This window comes from Paenibacillus phytorum (genome assembly GCF_013141715.1).
GTDB lineage: Bacteria > Bacillota > Bacilli > Paenibacillales > NBRC-103111 > Paenibacillus_E > Paenibacillus_E phytorum.
Genome location: NZ_WHOA01000257.1, coordinates 51,261 through 72,910, shown reverse-complemented (window position 1 = coordinate 72,910; position 21,650 = coordinate 51,261). Strand labels below are relative to the sequence as shown.

Here is a 21,650-nt window from a genome sequence, read left to right as displayed (position 1 = left end):
GATCACTGTGCTAATCTCTTCTCGTTTTGATCTATCGACCGATCCCTACGCAACCAGATCATAACCGGGATCAGCAGCAGAGACAGGAACCCGCCCGCCAGAGAGAGGACGGCGAAGCTGGAATTGGCGACGACCATACCCGACAACGCTCCACCCGATGCACCCGCCAATGATACCATGACATCCACGGTTCCCTGTGTCTTGGCACGTGTGGCCGGGGAAGTCGCATCGATGATCTGCGCGGTGCCGCTGATCAGGCCGAAGTTCCAGCCGAGTCCAAGCAGTGCCAGAGCGACGATGAGCCAGACCATCGAATCGGCCGGAGCCCATGCGGCAAACAGTCCCGCCAACAGCAGCGTGAACCCCGCTGCGCAGGACATGAACGTTCGCCCGACCTTGTCTACGAGAACTCCTGTTATCAAGGAAGGCAGAAACATCGCCGCGACATGTATACCGATCACCATGCCAACAGCGCTCAACCCATGTCCGTGATGCTTCATATGTATCGGCGTCATCGTCATGATGGCGACCATCACGACCTGCGTCAAGACCATCACGGTCGTCCCGATGATGATTCCCCGGTTACGGACAGCTGGCGCCATGAGATTCGCATTAACCGTCGCTTTGGATGGATTCGCTTCTTGCGCTTCGGCGATCGCTTTAGCAACGAGATACGGATCTGGACGGAGCAAAGCCCACATCACCAGACCCGCAAGAATAAAAGCGGCCGCCGCGAGCATAAACGGGCCCGACAGAGCAGGGGCGCCGACAGAAGTCGCGAATCGTCCCATGACCCCCACCAGGTTCGGCCCCGCAACCGCACCAAACGTCGTGAATACCATGGCTAAGCTGATGGCTCTCGCACGCTGCTTAGGCTGAGCTAAGTCGGTTCCCGCATAACGCGCCTGCAGGTTGGTCGACGTACCGGCTCCATAGATCAGCATCGAAACGAACAACAGTGGAAGGCTATTAGCAATGGCTGCGAATACGACTCCGATCGCGCCGACACCCCCTGCAAGAAAACCTGCGGTTAAGCCTACCCGACGGCCGAGACGCCCAGAAAGCCGTCCGACAAACAGTGCCGACGAGGCCGCGCCCAGCGTCAATAGCGCCGCAGGAACCCCAGCTAAGCTATCCGTCCCGAGCATATCCTGAGCAAGAAGCGCTCCGACCGTGACGCCGGCCGCGAGTCCCGCTCCGCCGAATAACTGGGCGATGATCACGATCATCAACGATTTCCGATACAACTGCTGCTGTTTCTCAGGAGAATGAATGTATTCTCTAATTAATTCACTTCCTTCAGCCATTCATGCTCTCCCCCCTCCAGCTTGTATGCCGTGATTCCCTCACGCTGCAACTTGGCAACGGCCTGCGTCGAACTGATGCAGTAGGGGCCTCTGCAATACACCACAACTTCAACGGGCCTAGGCAGATTGTGAAGATACGGTTCCAACTCCTCCATCGGTATGGAGATGGCTCCCGCGAGATGGCCAGCCTCATATTCGTCTCTCGGTCGTACATCAAGCAGGATGATCGCTCCGGCTTCCATTTTCGTCCTTGCTTCCTCCAAAGATAGCGTCCGCACATCCTCGTACTCGTGTAAAAATTCCTGTCTAATCCGCGCGACGTCCGCAAGCTGACTCTCGCCAATGTTCCACAAAGCAAACAAAAACGCGGCAATGGAAGGGTCAGCCAACGAATAGATGACATATGTACCTTTCTTGCTGAACTTCACTAGCCTGGCATCGAGCAAAACCTGCAGATGGCGGGATACGTTAGCCACGCTCATCTCCGTGACTTGGGCCAGCTTCTCTACCGACTTAGGCCCCTGAGCAAGCAAGCTCAAGATTTCAAGCCGCTTGTCGCTGGATAGACACTTCCCCACCCGAGCTAACTGCTGAAACAGTTCATTTTTAAATTCTTTTGCGGAAGGGGTTGCCTCGGGTACAAATTCCATGATCGTTCATCCTTTCACATTCAATTCATTAATTGAATATTAAAATGTGAGCAGGCTGTTCGTCAAGAAATAATATCATCGTCATATGGCATTGACTCAGATACAGGCACACGGCACATAGTTTCAAGCGTGCGCTCGAACGCAGAAGAGGATGCATTATCGCTCTCTGATCAAGAATATTACTCCACAAACGCAAAGAGGGCCGCAACAGCCCACCTCTCGGCAACCTGTCACAGCCCTCAAACCCGCGTGCGACGCGGCTTCCCAGTTCTTACTCTTCGCCCTTCGCAATCGGATTGTCCTCATACGAGATCCAATCGCTCCAGCTTCCGCTGTAGAGCTTCACATTATCAAAGCCCGCTTCACTAAGTCCCAGCACGTTCGGGCAAGCCGTCACGCCGGAGCCGCAATAGACGATGATTTCATCGGCATCGCGCAGCGCGGCAAAGTGCTGTTCCTGCTCCGCAGCTGACAACCAAGCGCCGTTCTCACCGAGAACGCCTTTCCAGAAGAAGCTGCGCGCGCCCGGGATGTGGCCAGCCACCGCATCGATCGGCTCTTCCAAGCCGAGGTAGCGGCGCTCCTCGCGCGAGTCAACGAGCACGGTGCCTGGACGGCCGAGCTTATCCTTGACCTCATCCATGCTCGCAAGCATGGCGCGATGCACCTTCGGTGAGAAGGTCCGCGGGAACACCGTGGACACTTCATCGGTAACCGGGTAGCCAGCAGTTTTCCACGCTGAATACCCTTGATCTAATACGTATACCTCGGAGTGACCGAGGAATTTCAGCATCCACCATAGCCGCGAAGCCATGGCTCCGCCTTGATCGTCGTAAGCCACGACGGTCTTCGTACCATCGATCCCGAGGTTGCCCACGAGGATAGAGAAGGCTCCTAGATCAGGGAGCGGATGCCGACCACCGTGCGCCATTTTGGCACCGGAGAGGTCTTTCTCCAAGTCTACATACACAGCTCCTGTTATATGGTCTTTCTCATAATTCTGTCTGCCTGATTCTGGTTGTCCTAGCGCAAAGCGGCAATCCGCAATCACGATGTTCGCATCGCCAAGCTGATCTAGCAGCCAAGTTTGACTTACGATATTTTCCACAGTTTCATGCCACCATCTTTCGTCATTCGATTAATCGCCCATTCCACTTGTCGGATTAGCGGAGTATGTCTGCCAATCACTGCGATCTCCACCCATTTTATCGTAAAATGCTTGGGCGCGGAAGTTATCTTTGGCCGTTGTCCACGTTAAATTGGCATATCCATTTCTCGCGGCGTAGCCTTTGCAAGCAGCAAATAGTTTGGCTGCAGCACCCTGACCACGTTCAGCCTCGATGACGAATAGGTCGTTCATAATCGCTATCTTGGACGCACGTAAAGTGCTGAAGGTAAAATATAAGGTCGCAAAGCCAACCAGCGTCCCCTCTTCCGTCTCCGCTACGAATTGAATACCTTCCTTCTGCTCAAGCAGTTGGTGAATCAATCCGTTCAACTTCTCATCCTCGGGTTGTCGATACTGATAGAAGTCCACAATATAAGCGAGCATTAACGTTTTCAACTGCGGAATATCTTGCATTACCGCTTCACGAATCGTAACTTGGGTCATTTAGGATGACCTCCTATTCCTATTAAGTCTATATACTCATTGTACCCCAAATCTTGCCTTTATGATGAAAGGTATCCTCGGTTAAATGTCTTCCATTTCCTTCCGATACAGGAGATAAATGATCCACCCTAATAGTAGGCATAAGCCTGCTGTGAAATAGAATATGGACGTTATTTTCAACGTAACCCCATAATAAGTCAGTGAGAACAGTACAAATGCCAAGAGAAACACATGCAGCAGGACATTTTTCTGTGGAAGCCAAGCACTTTTCGAGCTTAACTCGATTCGAACGGTAAATCCTAAGCGTTTCTTAACCAGAACCAAAGCCGTGAGGTACGTAAGCGATGCGGCCACCATTTTCAAAACACGATAAGAGGAATCAAGCCCCTCTAAATAAGTAACCAGAGAAATATGCGTAACGAGCGGCATAATAAATAGAACAATGGCCAAATAAATCGTATAGCCAAGCGATCCGAGAAAGGCAACCATAAGCGCATGCAGCTTTCGCAAGCGAAATATATAGTGAATATAGACCGCTTCTATTACAATAATGAGCATAGGTTGCAAGCTCTCCGCCCACTTCTGGGAAAGAAATAAACTAAATAAACTAGAAGTAAAGAAGGAAACAAGCAGCACAAGTGGCCATTTTGTTCTCAAAGAGATTCGAAATAGGGTTAATCCCAATATGAGCATGGACAATATTGTAATTGTGCTAATGGGTATATCAACATACCAAACCATTTAAACCTCCAGCCAATAGAAGAAAGGGTGCTAACTGATTACATGACGGTGAATGCAAGCTTACCATGGCGCGTCTTACCCCTAAATGAAGCGAATTGCCAGGAGCTCTGCACTTGGAAGTATTCGCCTCCATACGATTTATACAATTGGTCTCCTTGGGAGACTATGCTTCATGAACAAGCAGAATTCGCTGACCCTCAAATTCGAGCCGAGCAGTATCGAGCTGTGGTGGATGAAAACGGAATATTGTCTGGGTTCGTTCAATTTTTCCCCATTGTTGGGGTGACACGTTTAGGACTAGGACTTCGACCGGATCTCTGCGGGAAAGGGAACGGAATCGGTACCCAATTCGTCCAGCTTCTTGTTCAAGAAGCTGGGCGCCGGGCGCCCCTGCAGGAGATTGATCTAGAAGTTCTCGTCTGGAACGAACGTGCGATCCGGACGTACGAGAGAGCTGGTTTTACGATTACAGACACGTATGAAAAGTTGACTCCCACAGGGATGGCTGCCTTTCACTGCATGGTATATTACGGACCGAACTTAATCAGCTGATCCACTGCCAGTAATAATGTAAGCAAAAGCCTGATCAAATTTAGCAGCGGATTCGAAATCCAAATCAGTTAAGCCGCCTGCATGCCAGGACGTAAGTCGCAGCGTGACCATCTTATAATCGATTGCGATCATGGGGTGATGGTTAACGTCTTCCGCTATGCTGGCGACTTCATTCACGAAGTTTATGCCCTGCATAAATGCCGTAAATCGATATTTACGCACAATCCATTTGTGATCGTCTGTCGTCCAGCCAGTCACCTCCTCAAGCTTCTGATCAATGTCAGTGTTCCCAAGCTTCACCTATCACCACTCCTCTGATTTTATTCAAAATCATAGGCGACCGCACCCAATTCGCTCTCTCCTGCATACGTGCGAAGAAGGTCCAGGAACGGCTTCCCGTAGTTTCGGTATTTCACTTCGCCGACACCTTTGATTCGCAGCATGGCGGATTCCGATGTCGGACAAATCTCACTCATTTCACGCAGCGTGCTATCCGAGAAAATAATATATGGCGGCACCTTCTCACGTGCGGCAATTTCCCGACGAAGCAGGCGAAGCTGCTCGAACAAGGTGTTATCAATAGCGGCAACCTTAACCTGCTGCTTGCGTACCTTCTGGTTCACCTGCAGCTTCCCTTGAAGCACTTCTGCTGCGGGCTGCATCAGCCTCACAACCGGATATTGACCATCCGATAGCTGCAAAAACCCTTCTGAAATCAACACGTTGATCAGATCAGAAATCTCCTTCTCCGGAAGATCTCGCATAATGCCATGAGTCGGCAGACGATCGAAGCGATAGTCAACAATCTTCTTCGCCTTCGAGCCTTTGAGCACGGAGGCGACCATCGAGATGCCGAAGCGTTCTCCCATCCTTCGAATGCAGGAGAAAATCTTCTGCGCTTCGACGGTGATATCCACCGTATCGCGATCATCTTTGCACGAACTGCAATTGCCGCAAGTATCTTTAATATTCGTTTCATCAAAATAGTGCAGAATGACGTTGCGCAAGCATCTTGGCGAATAGCAAAAGTCGATCATGGTCTGCAGCTTCTTGTACTCGTTCGCTTTACGATCCGGTGAGAGCTGATTCTGCTCGATCAAAAACTTCTGTGTCATAATATCCTGCGCGCTAAACAGTAGAATGCACTCACTCGGCTCTCCATCACGACCAGCGCGACCGGCTTCCTGATAGTAAGCCTCCATATTTTTCGGCATATTGTAGTGAATGACATAACGGACGTTGGACTTATCGATACCCATCCCGAAAGCGTTCGTCGCGATCATTACGCGAATATCATCGTATAGAAACGCCTCCTGCATGTAGGAGCGTTCTTCATCGGTTAGACCGGCGTGGTACTTCCCTGCGGCGAAGCCTTTTTTGCGTAAGGTTTCATATAGCTCTTCAACATCCTTACGCGTAGCTGCATAAATAATACCAGGTTGATGCGTATGTTCTTTCACATAATTCTGAATGTAATCCCGCTTATTCTCACCGCGCAGAATCGTCAATTCCAGATTATCCCGTGAAAAACCATTGACGAATATGCCCGCTTGATCCAAATCAAGCAGTCTCGCAATATCGGCTGTTACTTCGGCAGTAGCCGTAGCTGTGAAGGCTGCGACAATCGGGCGATTAGGCAGCTCACGAATGAACGGAGCAATCGACACATAGCTCGGGCGAAAATCATGCCCCCATTGCGACACGCAGTGCGCTTCATCAATAGCCACTAGCGGAAGGTTCAGCGCAGACATTCGAGCACGAAATCGTTCCGACTCCAGCCGCTCGGGCGCGATATACAGCAGTTTATATTTGCCCTGCATGGCGCCTTGCATCCGCTGTTCCACTTCTTTAGCTTCCAGCGTGCTATTAATGAAAGTTGCCGGAACACCAAGCACATGGAGCGCATCCACTTGGTCTTTCATCAAGGAGATCAGCGGTGAAATAACCAGCGTCACTCCCTCCATAAGCATGGCAGGAACTTGATAACAGATCGATTTACCTCCGCCCGTCGGCATAATGCCTAGCGTATCTCGACCTTCAAGCAGATTCGTAATGATATTCTTCTGGCCCTCGCGAAATTCCGGGTATCCATAAACTTGTTGTAAAACCTTCCTTGCTCCATCCAACATAACTTCCATACACCTTTCTATATCACACTTCTGCCTTATTTATACCAAATAGATGACGGAAACCAACTTCTCCCCGTCATGAACCTTCAGCACGTGATTATTCGGATCATGGCGGACGGATCCGGCTCCTACATGCATCACAGGCGCGTTTCCTAATCCGTAAAAAATATCGTCAGCCAGCGTTCGCAGGCATTCTTCCTGTTCGTCCTTTTCAAGCTCCTGCCAGTCGTCCGCATTCATTTCCAACAGTTCATAAAATCCATCAACCATCTCAATGCCACGCACGAAATCAGTGACAATGTCCTTATATTCTCTGCCATATTTAATGCCCATCGCACAGTCTCCCTTCAAAAGCATTTCGTATAGCTTCACTTTATCATATTATAGGCAGGAATGCAGGGTTAACACCTATTAACCCGATGAGAACTTATTTTCTGATGTGTAAAAAAAACCCCTTTGGCATAAACTGTGGAAATGGGCAATTTCGGGAAAAATCTGTTACTATGGAAGAAGGAATGTACCGCTCGGAGGGTAGGAAAGCACACATGCTGAAACTGCAGATTCCCAAAAATCGAATGAACTACCTAATCAAGCAAATCCCGCTTCATTTCGACGCCGTCGTTCTGGAGCAGGGCTGGGAGTATTACCACAAAGGTCGTGTGACCGAAGTCGATCTGAAAGGCATGAACGTTCAGGCGACCGTCGCAGGCAAAAAGATACTGAGCACCATGCTTAATTTAGAAAATTTCGCCACTAGTGAGTGCAGCTGCTCCTATGAAGGCTTTTGCAAACATATCGGTGCCACTTTCTTTAGCTTGTATGCACCTTATGGACGTCCGGAACTGCTGCTTCAACAGTTAAAACAACAAATACACACACGGAAAAAGCCCGCACGCGGGGCAACTTTGATACAGGAACGCAAAGCTGCTGCGGCTGCACAAGCCAACGTGCCTCTGGAAGAGGCTATGCCCGTAGATTGGCATCGCTTTTTTGAAGGGAAATTCCATGGATTCTCCATTTCTCATCAACACTCGATAGAAACTTTCTACGACTCAGCACTGGAGTCCTTGCCCGGCTATGCAGCAAATTGGAGAAGTTCAACTCGCGAGCTCTATATGTTCCATATCGTGCTGTTCATGATGCGGAAAATCGAACAATTTTATCAAGAAACGAAAAGTTCCTACTTGTCTTATTATCACGAGAATGGTTGCAAAATTGCCGCAAAAAATTGTGAGGATAAACTCGTTGAATTCGTGGAACGCACAGATGTGAATACCTCTTTCAAGGCGGAACCCAAACACTGGTTATCTACCATGAAAATGCTCGGAGAATTCGCCCTACAGGGCAAAGATAGTCCGATTGATTGGCTGTTTGTGTATCGCTTCATTTGGTGGAAACTGACGAATCATTCTGCGGCACAGAAAGAGGAAATTCAGCGTCTCGACGCCCTTCTCACGAAGAAGGACCTCTTAGCTCGGAAAAAGGATACGCTTCTGGCGGCAAGAGCGCATTTTGATATTATGCAGGGGGATACGACAAGCGCCTTTGAGCGTCTTGGGCAGCTCACTCATCCCAACGCGAAGGATTACTTCCTTTACCTGAACTATTATTACAACAATAAACAGTGGAACAACATGCTTGTTTGGCTGCGTTGGCTGTTCGCGTCGATTGCGACTGCAAATCACGATGATTTCCGGACCTTTTGCCAATACTGGCTCGATACGACCAAGCATCTTGAATCCGATAGCGAATGGGTACAGGTGATGGAGTCTCTGCTGCCTCGTTCCTATTATTATTACACGGCATATTTATTGCAAACGAAACGGTATCGGCAGTGGGTTGACTTGCAATTAGCTAACCGCATATCACCGCTGAGCTTATACGGCATGGAACTTAAAGCGATTGAAGAGCATGATTCGGCTTTACTCCTCCCCCTCTATCACCAAGCGGCCGAACGGGCTGTTCTGGAGAAAAATAGAGCTTCCTATAAGACGGCTGTTCGACTGCTTAAGAAGCTGCACGGCATCTATAAACAATTAGGCCAGGACGACCGCTGGGAGCACTACGTATATCGATTAGCGGATAAGTTCTCACGCTTGCGTGCTTTCCAAGAAGAGCTCAAGAAAGGAAAATGGATTCGATGATCGAAACCAGCGCGCTGACAGTTCACGTTAGCTCCATACCTAATGGTTCTTTGTTTCTATGGGGTACCCGCGAGAACGGCGGTATTTGGGATGCTCTTGATTTGAAAAATATGCTGTTTGCCTGGCATCGCGCCTCTTTTTTCGGCACGTTCATGGAGCCCAGCGAGTGGCAAAATCGGGAAGGCATCGAGCTGCTACCGCTCGATGCGCTCGATTATTTCAGCGATCCGCAGCCTGTGCAGCATTTGCAGCTTAGCTGGCATAAGGACTGTGCGGATTTGATGCGTCTTGCTCCGGCTGTTCGAGAGGCGCTGGCGTCCGGTAGTTTCATGCCGGACTACGAAAAGTGGAAAGTCGGCGAGATCGGCTGGAAGCTCCAGCTTCCTGAGGAACTGCAAGCCTTGGAATCCCCTGCTGTATCACGCTGGATTCATGCGTTGATTCCCGAGTGGGTGGACGCCGACGGCCTCATGAAAGACAATCTGCGCAAGCTCGAAGCCGCGCACCCTTTGATGCGCCGCGGAGAGATCGGTGCTGATCTCTGGCTCGACGAGGAGGATTGGCTCGTCGCTATTGGTTGGCGCCAAGACCGGTCGCCGATGCGTACCTGTCTGCAGCTCGTGGAGCCGGACCTGGCGCACAGCACGGGCTGGCAGCTGCGCGTGCTGCTGCAGGACCGGCTTGCGCCAGAGGTGCTGCGCACGGTGACGCCCAGCGGCGAGCCGGTCGTTGGTGAGCTGCCGCTGCCGGAAGCGTGGCTGCCAGAGCTCAGCCGCGTAGAACGTGACGCGGCGAAATGGGTACGTATCCTGCCGTGGCTGGATGCGGGTGAGGGTGCCGGGCTCCGTCAGACGTTGACGGAGGAAGAGGCTTGGCGCTTCCTCGCAGAGGGAAGCGTGCGTCTTGTTGAGGCCGGAACGAGCGTGTTCCTGCCGGCCTGGTGGGAACGCATCCGCAAGATGAAGCCGAAGCTGCGCGCGAAGATCAAGTCTTCCGTCGGTTCTGGACGGGAGACGATGTTCGGGCTGACCCAGCTGATGCAGTTCGACTGGAAGCTGGCTGTGGGGGATTTGGAGCTGACGGAAGAGGAATTCCGGCAGCTTCTGGAGGAGAAGCGCAAGCTGATCCAGATTCGCGGCAACTGGATTCAGCTCGACCCGCTGTTCATGGCACAGGTCGAGCAGATTATGAAGCAGGTGCAGAAGAAGCAGGGCCTCTCCTTCCGCGATGTGCTTGAACTGCACTTCGCAGGCGATGCCGGCGGTCTGCTGCCGGCTGAGGATGACCCCGAAGCGATGCGCTACATCGAGATGGAGGTAGAGCTGAACGAACAGCTGCGCCACATGGTCGATCAGCTTACGCAAGTAGAGTCGATTCCGACGATACAGCCACCGCCTAGCTTTCAAGGTTCGCTGCGCCACTATCAAGTGGACGGTATCTCATGGCTGTTGTTCCTGCGCCGTTTCGGCCTAGGCGGTTGTTTGGCCGATGACATGGGTCTCGGGAAGACGATCCAGTGGATTACGTATTTACTCACGGTGAAAGAGAACGAGAAGCCTGACACACCATCCCTTTTGGTATGTCCGACGTCCGTGCTTGGGAACTGGCAGATGGAGCTTAAGCGTTTTGCGCCGTCTCTGAAGGTTCATCTTCACTATGGCCCTCAACGATTAAAGGGACCAGCTTTTAATGAACAAGTCGTTGGCAAGGTCGATTTGGTTTTGACATCCTATACGCTTTCCCATCTGGATGAAGTTGAGCTAGGCTCAATTGCCTGGAACTCCATCTGTTTGGACGAAGCCCAAAATATAAAAAATGCTTATACGAAGCAAGCTTCCGCTATTCGCCGACTCGATGGTTACCATCGCATAGCGTTAACGGGAACACCGATCGAGAATCGGCTCACGGAGCTGTGGTCGATCTTTGATTTTGCGAACCCGGGCTACCTGGGTATGGTTCGCGAATTCACGCACCGCTATGTGAATGCGATCGAGAAGACGCGTGATAGTGAGACGATCGGCAAGGTGCAGAAGCTGATCCGCCCTTTCCTGCTGCGCCGCGAGAAGAAAGATCCCGCGATTCAGCTGGATCTGCCGGAGAAGAACGAGTCGAAGACGTTCATTTCGCTTACCGCCGAGCAGGGCTCGCTGTATGAGAACTACATCCAAGACATGTTCGATCGTCTAGATAAGCTCTCCGCCATGGAGCGGCGAGGTCTCATTCTCGCCGCTCTGACAAAGCTGAAGCAGGTGTGTAATCACCCTGCTTTGCTGCTCAAAGAAGGCATTCACGCGCCATGGAGCGGACGCTCCAACAAGCTGGAGCGCCTGCTCGAGATGGTGCAGGAGCTGCGCCAAGAGGGCGACAAATGCTTGATTTTCACGCAGTTTGTGGAGACGGGCAATCTGCTACAGCATGTGCTGCAGCAGGAGCTAGGCGAGAAAGTGCTGTTCCTGCACGGCGGAACACCGAAGAATGGGCGCGATGAGATGATCGCGCACTTCCAAGACGTCAGCCAGCCGGTCGACGAGCAGCGGAATGTGTTCATTCTTTCGCTGAAGGCCGGCGGCATCGGGCTCAACCTGACGGCGGCGAATCATGTGTTCCACTACGATCGCTGGTGGAACCCCGCCGTCGAGAATCAAGCGACGGACCGCGCCTTCCGTATCGGCCAGACGCGCCATGTGCAGGTGCACAAGTTCGTGACGCTGGGCACGCTTGAGGAGCGCATCGATGAGATGATCGAGCGCAAGCTAGGCCTCAGCCAGCAAATCGTCGGCTCCGGCGAGAACTGGATCACCGAGCTGTCGACCGACGAGCTTCGCGATTTGTTCTCGTTGCGCCGCGAGTGGGTCGAGGCTTAGGAGTCTGGGGTTTGGGACCGGGCTTGGACCGGAGTTCAGGTTAGGCACGCTACGACGCATCATATTCGTTTGACAGAATCCTGCATAGTTTTGTGCAGGATTTTTTCCGCCTAAATTCCACTCGAATGAACGAATCAAACCTCTAATCACCAAAAGCTTCTCCGCCTACTTTGATGCAAATCGTGCATCTCTTTCAGCAGGTAGCCACATTTTCAGAGGTATTGCTGCAAAAACTGCTGCAAATTCGACACATACCGCCCATTTTGAATCAAAACACGGATATTTGATGCACAAAATGCATCATCTCATCCAAAAATGAAAATTCCCCATCATTTGATGCACTTTTGGATTAGTTGTTTCTAATAGAATCCTGTTGCCGCCAAATCAGCCAATATTAGCTCGTTTGCGGAGTTTTTAGATTAGTCGGAATAGCAATTTCTCGGGGGTTGGGGTTGGGGTTGGGGTTGGGGTTGGGGTTGGGGTTGGGGTTGGGGTTGGCTTTGGCTTTGGCTTTGGCTTTGGCCTTGGCCTTGACTTTGGCTCTGGCTCTGGCTTTGGCTTTGCCTTTGGGGTTGGCTCTGGGTCTGGGTCTAAGTCTGTTGTCTGATCGACCGAGAGCTTACTCCAACACAAAAAAGGCCACCCGGGGTAACCTCTCACAAGACACTCGATTTCACGCACTACCTCATACGCACTCTCTGTCACGCACTTTCTCATTCGAGCTCTCTGCCACGTACTCTCTCAAAAACAATCTCTCAATCTCTTAATAAATCTCTCAAATCAAATCATCAAATCCCCAAACAAATAAAAGCCCTCTCCCAATGCACAGGAATAAGTCTGAATCTCATGCGAGGTGTCTAAGTCCGTGTATGCTTGCGATAGGATCCCTTGTTTTTGCAGGTTCATCATCATGATGTTGGAGATGAAATAGGGTCTCCATGTCCAGTTTGCCCCGCGATAACTCTCATCTTTATTCCATGTTTCGTCTTTGCGGCTGTAGTTGGACGAGATTTGGTAGCCGTCCTCCCGACATATGTACATACGTATACAGTTTTCCGACACGTTGCTAATGATATTTTCGATGACACGATCTGCCTCTTCAGATGTTGATATACAGACTGTAGAATGGATAAGCAAATCTAGACTTTGATGAATAGTCAAAAGGCGGCTATAGCGCCCAAGTTCTTCTTGACCAAAGAGTTTCATTTCCTCTTTCAGCATTGACTTGAAGGCATCCCGGCGCTGCAACTGCGGTTCAGCTTTGGAGAAGAGATAGCCCTGTACATACCTGGCTCCGATCTGAAGAGCACTGCGCAATTCTTGCTTTGTTTCCACCCCTTCGACAAGCAGGGAAGCCCCCATTTGAGCCGCTAGAATGGAAAAGGATTGCATTAGCGCCTTGTAGCCGGCGTGGACGGCGCTTTTTTTCAAAATATTAAGATCGATCTTCAATATCTTCGGTTGCAGACTGGCGATTCGGTCGAAATTGCTAAACCCGCTGCCCACATCGTCAATGGCAATCGTACAGCCGAATTCTCGATATAATTCTACAATTTGCGTCAGCTCGTGAAGCTTGCCTGTGAATTCTTCTTCGGTAATTTCGATCACGATACGCGCTGGATCTATTTGATATTTCCTTAATAGCTCGATAGTCGGCAGTACACCTGTGCGCTTATAGGTTTGATAGATCCATGAAGGTTTTAAGTTGATGAATAAGGAACTCTCATCTTGAGCCGAAGCTAGCTGTTCAATCGCCCGCTCCCTCAAATGCCGATCAATATGAAGCTGCATGTCTTCGGGAATGTCAGGATTTTTGAAAAAAGGCCCCAAACTTTCGACACTACTCTCCCGAATTCGTCTTCCCAGTGTTTCGTAGCCGATGATTTCTTGGCTCTGAAGTGAAAGTATCGGTTGGAAGAATGGACGTACTTCGTGTAGTGGCGGAATCCTGCTGTCTTTTACCTGCACTGTGCGCCCTCCTCAAGCAAACTTCGATGATCTTAAAACTTAACATCAATCGTGTAATGAATCATATTTTAAACGACATTTCCCTATCTTGCAATGCATTGATGGAAGAAAACATAACATGATCGTTTTTAAAAGGAGTTTGTAGACACATGTCGAATTTTTAGTACATCCTTTCATCCTATTAGAATCTAGGTGACCGATTGCTATGAAGTCATTCACGAGATCTCGGATCTCCATGCTATACGTTATTTTAATCGTTGTTTTACTAGTATTTGTGAGTGTATCCAACTTTATCGCCTCTCGTAATATGGAAAATGAAAGCAATGCGCTCGTGCACGATTCCATTCCGATTTCCAACACAACGAACAGCCTGCTTAAAGATTTGATTAACCAAGAAACGGGTATCCGCGGTTTTGAATTATCGGGGAATGAGCAATACCTGGAGCCCTATACGACTGGTAAAAAGCAGCTGGAACTTGATCTGAACATGATCAGCCAATACGATAAAAAGTATCCCACTTTGCAGCTCATTATGGACACGCAAGCCATACCAGCTATTAATAATTTACAGAAGTTCTTCGACACACAATTGGAGTTGGTTCGTGCTGGAAAAACAGAAGAATCGAAAGCTCGCATTGCGTCCGGCAAAACGATGATGGATCGCTACCGAGTTGTTCATGTAAGCATCGAGAAGTCCATAGAGCAAATCACGTCAGATGCCTATACAGCTTCCCTTAATGCAGGTAAAACCTCCCGTACGATTACAATGGTCGGCAGTATTATTGCCTTAATTGCAGGTGGAATGTCCATTTTCATTTCCTATCGAGCCTATCTTGCCGAAGAAGAGATTCGTAGAAGCGAGGAAACGTATCGCTATATGGCTGAGAGCTTGGAGACGCAGAATGAGGAGATTATGGCCCAGCAGGAGGAACAGCAGATCACACTCGCGAAGCTATCCGAACGAGAAAGGGATTTGGAACTCATCTCGTCCTATCAGGAGAAGCTTACAGGCTACGTGAAGCTGAAAGATTTCTTGAAACATACGCTGCCAGCTCTGCTCAATTCGTTATCGCAGGATGCGGCTCTGGTCGTCATGGAACGTTACACAGAGGACGCTTCATCTTATGAAGTCATTCATTCCATTGGTTATCCGAAGGATCATATTAATTGGAGTCAGAGAGAGCTTTTTGGACCAGCTAGGCGTGTTTTCGATGAAGGGACACCTATTGTGCATACACGAGATGTATTCGGTCATGAACAAGGTGTCCATGGGGGAATGACACAAGCTGTCGATCAATATGTCCCTCTCTTGGACGATAAACAGAAGGTCATTGGCTTCTTACTGCTAACAAGCTATCAAAGCTCCCTCTTTCAAGAAAGTAACCAACGATTGACCAAAGGTTTAGTTCGTCAGTTCGGACTCGCCTTCTACGCGCAGGTTATGAATGACGAGAGGCTAGGGCAAGCTGCCAGCTTAGCAGAGCTGAATGATCAATTAACAACGGAGAAGCAGCTCATCGAAGGGCAGCGCGATCTGATTCAAAATATTTTGGAATCCGCACATGAGGGCATGATGATGTGTGATTCGCAAGGTACCATCCTTTTTTCCAATCATCGAATGCATCGGTATTTCAGTTTAAATGAACGCATAGGCGAGAACCTAGTTGATAGCAGTCACGAAATAGCTGCCGATTCTCCGAGCTTTATAGGCGTAGCATCATCCATTGAAGCGCTGATCGATGGCTCACTGTCTAATCTCACACAACGCTTTAGTTTCGAGCTTGAGGATCAGGTCCAACACGCGGAGCTATATGCGACCGTAGTCAGCGAAGATACCGAACAGCAAGGCTACTTATTCGTATTCCGTGATCGCACCGAAGAAGAGCGAATTGACGAAATGAAGAATGAATTCATTAGTATTGTATCTCACGAGCTGCGAACTCCCCTTGCCAGTGTGCTTGGCTTTATCGAGATCTTGCTGCATCGGGATCTTTCACAAGAGAAACAAAAGAAATATATGGAAACCATTTATAAAGAAGCACATCGCTTATCGAATTTAATCAACGATTTCCTTGATTTGCAGCGGATGGAGTCCGGTCGACAACTGTATCATTTCTCTCCAGTCAATCTGCTGCCTACTTTGCAAGAGATCGTCGAGCAGTGGCAGGATAAGCATAACCATCGTATTCTCATTCATCAGCAAGAAACGGAACTATATGTGAGAGCCGATGCTGACCGTATTCGTCAAGTATTCGACAACCTGATCAGCAATGCGATTAAGTATTCGCCAGGAGCAGATCACATTGATATTCACCTAACTGTCGACCAAGGTAAAATCACCATAGCGATTCAAGATTACGGACTCGGCATCCCAGAGGAAGCCCGTGACCAAATGTTCTCCAAGTTCTTTCGTGTCGATAACTCCGACCGACGTCAGATTGGGGGTACCGGCTTAGGTCTCGCTATTGTCAAAGAGATTGTAGAAGGACACAACGGTCATATCTCCTATACATCCGAAATGGGACAAGGTACAACATTCCGAATTGAGTTCGATCTATATGAGATTTCAACCATGGATGGTCAAATTGTTATTTTCGAAGATGACGATAATCTGGCGAAGCTCATTCAAGTTGCATTGAACAAGTTGGGGCTCCCCTCCATGCAGCTTCGTTCTGCTGAAGAGGGCATTATTGCGCTTAATCGCTGTAAAGACGAGGGACCGATTCTTTTTATCGTCGATATTCATCTAGAAGGCGCCAAAACAGGTTGGGATTTCATCGCTGATTTATACCGTCATCCAGTGCACTATCAGACCCCTGTTATCGTTTCAACAGCGCTCGATCCACCTCATGATTATCACGAGAAAGAGATTGAGAAATATCTCAAAAAGCCGTTCACAATGGAACGTCTTGTCCAGGTGGCGAAACGTCTCCTCGATAATAAGCAAAGTAATGCGTACGTTTTCCCCGCCCAAAATAAAGAGAAGCTTTCGACCACCTTACAGCGTAACGGCATCGATGTGCTTGAAATGAAAGAGAGCATGGATATGATCGAGGTCGAAATCAAAAAGCCGCAATCGGATGCATAACGCATCAAAGAGAGCCTTCGGTTAGACAATCCATGCAACCATAGCGGCATACTCTCTCTCCTTCCAAATTAATAAGAGGGAGAGTTTTTTTATTGTAAATACAGAGGGATTTCTCGGCCTTATAGCCAATATACTAGAGAAATACCAATTGATGAGAAGGAAAGGTGTGACCCTAGTGGCAAAGCTTGAATCCGCTTCCAATAAGGTGCAAGCACGTAAAGTCTGGACCCTGTTCTTCTCCTTACCGATATTCGCTTGGGCGATGTACGATTTCGCGAATACGATTTTTTCCTCCAATATCGTGACTGTGTTTTATCCATTTTATTTAAAAGAAACGTTAGGCAAGAGCGAAGAATTAAATCAGATCGCCAGTACTTTCATTACTTACTCCAATGCGATATCCAGCTTTTTCCTCGTGTTGTTGTCTCCCTTATTTGGGGTTTGGATTGACCGGACAGGTAAAAAGAAGGCTTACCTCGTTCCCTTTACGCTTATTGCTATCGCGGCAACTCTGCTCATGGGCGCTTCGGCCCTTTGGCATACAGACCAGCAGTGGATGGGACTCAACACCTCCATACTAGGCGTGATTTTCTTTTTCATGGTCGCCAAATTCTTTTACAATTCAAGCTTAATCTTCTACGATTCAATGATTTCGGATCTGGGTAATGCACGTGAAATCCCCATCATTTCCGGAGTTGGCGTAGCGGTTGGTTATGTCGGTACATTAGTTGGACTTATCGTGTTTCCATTGATCAATGGCAATCATTTTGAAAATACGTTCATCCCTAGTGCGCTTATGTTTCTGATCTTCTCTTTACCGATCATGTTTTTTTACAAAGAGAAGCCTCAGAAGCCCGTCAGCGGGAAAAAGTCGCTCCTCAGCGGTTACCGTGAGATTTGGGATACGTTCAAAGAAGCAAGAAAGTACCGAGCTGCCTTCTTGTTCATGATCGCCTACTTCTTCTTTAACGATGCGATTGCCACGGCGATTGCCGTGATGGCCATTTACGCGAATACCGTTATGGGCTTCACCACGGGGCAATTCATTCTTCTTTACCTCGTTTCAACGGTATCAAGCATCATCGGTTCGTTCCTTTTCGGCTATGTGGCCAGAAATATTGGTCCCAAAAGAGCAGTGACCATCGTCGCCTTCATCCTTATTATTGCGATCTCCTTAGCGGCATTTGCAACTAGTCAGAGCATATTCTGGGTTGCCGGCAGCTTGTATGGGGTATCTATGGGCGCCATGTGGGTCACTTCCCGCACACTGATTGTTGAGCTAACGCCGGAAGAGAAACGCGGTCAATTCTTCGGATTGTTCGCCTTTTCAGGTAAAGTGTCCTCGATCGTTGGGCCTGCACTCTATGGTACGATTACCTGGGCGCTAGCGTCATCTGGCAACCTGGCTAGTCGCGTAGCCTTGGGCTCTCTCTTGATCCTAGTCGTGATTGGTCTGTTCGTTCATATGCGTGTGCCGCAGAAATTGCATTCTTCCTCTTAATTCGTGTACAATAACTTTTAAACATAGACGGAAGGTGTGAGGCGTATGAAGGGTCCTGTTGATGTTAGCAACGTGAACTTTTCCTATTTCTCATTCATGGAACACTAAAGCATTCATTGCTTTAGTGTTTTTTTATGGGTACAATGCGCCCACCGGCGCAGGTCGTACTTATGGTTATGGTCAATACGACAGATTTTCTCATCTGGGAGGAGAGATGGATATGCGGTACAAAAGGGTCCTAATTAAACTTAGTGGCGGGGCAGTAGCTGGAGATAGTGAGTTTGGCTTTGATCCTACGCAGCTTAATCACATTGCCAATGAGATTATGACCGTTGTCAATCTAGGTGTCGAAGTGTGCATCGTGATAGGCGGAGGAAATATTTTTCGCGGGAATATGGGCGAGAGTTGGGGAATCGAGAAGGCAGAGGCTGATAATATCGGCACGCTTGCTACCGTCATCAACAGCTTGATGCTGCGCGGTGTTCTCAAAGCGAAGAGCGAAGCTGAAGTGCGCGTCATGACTGCGATTCCGATCGCTTCGGTGGCAGAGCCTTTCATCCGACTGAGGGCCATTCATCACTTGGAAAAAGGGTACATCGTTATTTTCGCTGGCGGTAATGGGCAGCCTTTCGTCACCACCGATTATCCATCGGTCCAAAGAGCCATTGAAGTCAACTGTGAAGCGATTCTCGTCGCGAAGCAGGGGGTTGACGGTGTTTTCGATAAAGATCCGAAGCACCATAAGGAAGCTCTTCAGTACAAATCACTCCACTATAACGACGTTATCCAAAATGACCTCAAGGTCATGGATCAGTCCGCCTTCATTCTGGCGCGAGATTATCAAATCCCTATGCATGTTTTCAACTTCGATAAGCCTGGCTCCATGAAAGAAATTTGTGAAGGTCAGAATACAGGCACGATCATCAGCGGTTCATCCGAACTTATTTTTCATTAATCCCTAGATTATCAGGGGTAAGCACCGCTTACCCCAAACCAAAGCATATTTTAAAAATGATATGATGCCATTTCTTATGTTGAGTCAAAGCGTAATGCAGATCTTTCCGAAGTAAGAACCATTTTCGAAATATTTGAAAGCGTCAATAGCCTGTTCAAATCGGAAAACGCGATCAATCGCAGGACGAAGTTTATGATTCGTAATGGCACGGTTCATGGATTCAAACATCTCTCTGCTCCCCACATTAATAGCCTGAAGCCGCGCCCTGCGCAAAATCGCGGGCACCACGTGGAAACCTTCTACCGAGCCGCCGGAGAGAAGTCCAACGATGCTGATTCGGCCTCCAACACGAAGTGCTGTGATAGATTGATTAAGTGTCTCCGCTCCGCCCACATCAATAATATGGTCTGCACCTCGACCTTCGGTAAGCTTCAGTACCTCTTTCTCCCATTCAGGATGAACCCTGTAGTTAATCCCAAAATCCGCACCCAGCTGACGGGCTTTCTCGAGCTTCTCATCGCTGCTTGACGTCACGATAACGGACGCTCCTTGAAGCTTGGCGAATTGCAGTGCAAACAAAGAAACGCCTCCCGTCCCCTGCACCACAACCGTATCGCCTGCTTTGACACCCCCTTCTTCGATAATTGCATGCCAAGCCGTCACTCCCGCACATGGAAGCGTTGCTGCCTCCGCATCTGTCAGGTAATCCGGTACATGCACAAGTCCTTGCTCAGGCAAGACCACGTATTCAGCCAGCATCCCGTCCAGCGGACTGCCAAGCGTGCTACTCCAGTTGGCCTGGGTCGCTTCACCAGAAATCCAACTTTGCGTAAAAATGCCGCTGACCCGTTGGCCAATACTGAATCTGGATGCCTGCGCACCAAGAGCAACAACCTCGCCAACAGCATCTGAAGTCAGTACCAACGGGTTCGACAGATCGGGTTGATAGAAACCACCAATGACACCCAGATCACGGGAGTTCAGGGAAACCGTACGAACCTTAATAAGCACCTCATTTGGCCCCGGAACCGGTATTTGGCGTTCTGCCTGCTTGACATGTGTAAGACCATAACCACCTTGGATTTGAATAACTTTCATAGGGTATCTCTCCTTCACAACTCAATATAGACATATATTAGCCCATCAAATAAAATTGAGTAAGTAGGCACTTATTTGTTCACTGGGCACCAAAAGGTGCATTAGGAGGTAAATGATGTTCTTCACCGACAAACGAAACCATCCTGACATATCCTTGAAAGTTTGCGGCTACAGCAGAATGCTTGAGATCATTTCGAGCAAATGGACGGTGCTTGTCTTCTATGCCTTGGAGAATGGCAGCGCACGATATGGAGAGATGGGAAGGCGTATTGAAGGCATTTCCAAAAAAATGCTAACCCAAACCTTGCGTCAACTGGAAAGGGACGGACTTGTCATGCGCCATCTGACGCCAACCATTCCACCTCGTGTTGACTATTCACTAACTCCACTCGGTGAAAGTTTGTTAAAACCGATGCAGGAGTTAAAAAAATGGACGGTCGATCATTATTCCGATGTAGAACAGGCAAGAGACCATTATGATCAGTCGGCTGTGTCTCAGGATTTCGCCGAGAATGAATAACAAGCTCCCCACCCATAGACAAGGGTTACGCAAATAAAACCTGACCGATGGGCGGGTTATTGTCTAAATCCTTTTTTTTGCATGGGGAACGAACTTCTCTTGCTATCACTCACTCGTTAAGATACCAATCCGCCATCTTCTCGTCTGTAACGATGAAATATATGGTTACAGACACGATTCCACATCCCCTTGTATCTGTAACGATAAAAAATATCTTTACAGCTTCGCTCAGCGGCATAAAACTGCTTTTTTATCGTTTGTAAGAATGCAAAACATCGTTAGAGACACGTTTTCACTTCCCCCTCGCGACTGTAACGATGAAAAACATCTTTACAGCTTGTGTACCGGCTGTAGGTTATTGTACGCTTTGCAACAATATGAATATGAATTGGCTAGATCCACTCCCAATGGAAAATGTGCAGTATTCTAAGGAATGGGTATATCATTATGAGGTGCAGATTGGATTATGTGCAATGGAATCATCTCATTCTCTCATGCCTCAGAAAACTTTATACTTTCTT

The 21,650-nt window shown here is 48.8% G+C and carries 17 protein-coding genes; 7 read left to right on the top strand and 10 right to left on the bottom strand.

All coding sequences use genetic code 11. From position 1 onward, the window contains the following. Positions 1–2: 2 nt before the first annotated feature. From GC098_RS38655 to GC098_RS38635, 5 genes are all read right to left on the bottom strand, one after another. The gene (locus GC098_RS38655) at positions 3–1,307 is read right to left on the bottom strand and encodes an MFS transporter (protein ID WP_171649635.1); all 1,305 of its coding nucleotides are present in this window, start codon (positions 1,305–1,307) and stop codon (positions 3–5) included. After that, positions 1,286–1,957, bottom strand: a complete 672-nt coding sequence (locus GC098_RS38650; RefSeq protein WP_171649633.1) for an ArsR/SmtB family transcription factor — start codon at positions 1,955–1,957, stop codon at positions 1,286–1,288. Before GC098_RS38650 ends, GC098_RS38655 begins: the two co-directional genes overlap by 22 nt. 271 nt (positions 1,958–2,228) lie before the next feature. Then, positions 2,229–3,065 carry a sulfurtransferase gene (locus GC098_RS38645; protein ID WP_171649631.1) on the bottom strand — a complete coding sequence of 279 codons (837 nt, stop codon included), beginning with the start codon at positions 3,063–3,065 and terminating at the stop codon, positions 2,229–2,231. Between the two features lie 30 nt (positions 3,066–3,095). After that, on the bottom strand, positions 3,096–3,569 hold the full coding sequence (locus tag GC098_RS38640) for a GNAT family N-acetyltransferase (protein WP_171649630.1): 474 nt from the start codon (positions 3,567–3,569) through the stop codon (positions 3,096–3,098). 81 nt (positions 3,570–3,650) lie between these two features. Further along, a complete protein-coding gene (locus tag GC098_RS38635) occupies positions 3,651–4,310 on the bottom strand; it encodes a hypothetical protein (protein ID WP_171649629.1) in 660 nt (219 codons plus the stop codon). Between the two features lie 48 nt (positions 4,311–4,358). Between GC098_RS38635 and GC098_RS38630 the strand changes: the two genes are divergently transcribed. Beyond that, entirely contained in the window at positions 4,359–4,862 is a 504-nt protein-coding gene (locus GC098_RS38630; RefSeq protein WP_376774081.1) for a GNAT family N-acetyltransferase, read from the top strand. Here the strand turns inward: GC098_RS38630 and GC098_RS38625 are convergent. The 3 genes from GC098_RS38625 to GC098_RS38615 are packed head-to-tail and all read right to left on the bottom strand — an operon-like array spanning position 4,851 to position 7,324. Beyond that, the gene (locus GC098_RS38625; protein WP_171649628.1) at positions 4,851–5,162 is read right to left on the bottom strand and encodes a 4a-hydroxytetrahydrobiopterin dehydratase; all 312 of its coding nucleotides are present in this window, start codon (positions 5,160–5,162) and stop codon (positions 4,851–4,853) included. The genes GC098_RS38630 and GC098_RS38625 overlap by 12 nt on opposite strands. A 20-nt stretch (positions 5,163–5,182) precedes the next feature. Beyond that, positions 5,183–6,991 carry a DNA helicase RecQ gene (gene recQ / locus GC098_RS38620; RefSeq protein ID WP_171649627.1) on the bottom strand — a complete coding sequence of 603 codons (1,809 nt, stop codon included), beginning with the start codon at positions 6,989–6,991 and terminating at the stop codon, positions 5,183–5,185. 39 nt (positions 6,992–7,030) lie between these two features. Beyond that, positions 7,031–7,324 carry a hypothetical protein gene (locus GC098_RS38615; protein ID WP_171649626.1) on the bottom strand — a complete coding sequence of 98 codons (294 nt, stop codon included), beginning with the start codon at positions 7,322–7,324 and terminating at the stop codon, positions 7,031–7,033. A gap of 212 nt (positions 7,325–7,536) precedes the next feature. On the opposite strand from GC098_RS38615, the gene GC098_RS38610 reads away from it, so the two are divergent. Together GC098_RS38610 and GC098_RS38605 are read left to right on the top strand one after the other, a co-directional pair. Then, the gene (locus GC098_RS38610; RefSeq protein WP_171649625.1) at positions 7,537–9,135 is read left to right on the top strand and encodes an SWIM zinc finger family protein; all 1,599 of its coding nucleotides are present in this window, start codon (positions 7,537–7,539) and stop codon (positions 9,133–9,135) included. Continuing rightward, positions 9,123–11,999, top strand: coding sequence for a DEAD/DEAH box helicase (locus tag GC098_RS38605; RefSeq protein WP_171649624.1), 2,877 nt, complete (start codon positions 9,123–9,125; stop codon positions 11,997–11,999). Before GC098_RS38610 ends, GC098_RS38605 begins: the two co-directional genes overlap by 13 nt. 780 nt (positions 12,000–12,779) lie before the next feature. On the opposite strand, the gene GC098_RS41415 is transcribed toward GC098_RS38605, so the two are convergent. After that, the gene (locus GC098_RS41415; RefSeq protein WP_171649623.1) at positions 12,780–13,967 is read right to left on the bottom strand and encodes an EAL domain-containing protein; all 1,188 of its coding nucleotides are present in this window, start codon (positions 13,965–13,967) and stop codon (positions 12,780–12,782) included. Between the two features lie 235 nt (positions 13,968–14,202). Here GC098_RS41415 and GC098_RS38595 point away from each other — a divergent pair, with 235 nt between their 5' ends. The 3 genes from GC098_RS38595 (at position 14,203) to pyrH (ending at position 19,511) form a co-directional block, all read left to right on the top strand. Further along, the gene (locus GC098_RS38595; protein ID WP_246359218.1) at positions 14,203–17,055 is read left to right on the top strand and encodes an ATP-binding protein; all 2,853 of its coding nucleotides are present in this window, start codon (positions 14,203–14,205) and stop codon (positions 17,053–17,055) included. Positions 17,056–17,230: 175 nt separating this feature from the next. Further along, a complete protein-coding gene (locus tag GC098_RS38590; RefSeq protein WP_312880619.1) occupies positions 17,231–18,556 on the top strand; it encodes an MFS transporter in 1,326 nt (441 codons plus the stop codon). Positions 18,557–18,776: 220 nt separating this feature from the next. After that, complete coding sequence (pyrH, locus tag GC098_RS38585; protein WP_171649621.1) at positions 18,777–19,511, top strand: UMP kinase; 735 nt, start codon at positions 18,777–18,779, stop codon at positions 19,509–19,511. A gap of 84 nt (positions 19,512–19,595) precedes the next feature. On the opposite strand, the gene GC098_RS38580 is transcribed toward pyrH, so the two are convergent. Then, on the bottom strand, positions 19,596–20,609 hold the full coding sequence (locus GC098_RS38580; RefSeq protein WP_171649620.1) for a zinc-dependent alcohol dehydrogenase family protein: 1,014 nt from the start codon (positions 20,607–20,609) through the stop codon (positions 19,596–19,598). A 112-nt stretch (positions 20,610–20,721) separates the two neighbouring features. Between GC098_RS38580 and GC098_RS38575 the strand changes: the two genes are divergently transcribed. Continuing rightward, complete coding sequence (locus tag GC098_RS38575; RefSeq protein WP_246321249.1) at positions 20,722–21,129, top strand: winged helix-turn-helix transcriptional regulator; 408 nt, start codon at positions 20,722–20,724, stop codon at positions 21,127–21,129. The last annotated feature ends 521 nt before the right edge of the window (positions 21,130–21,650 follow it).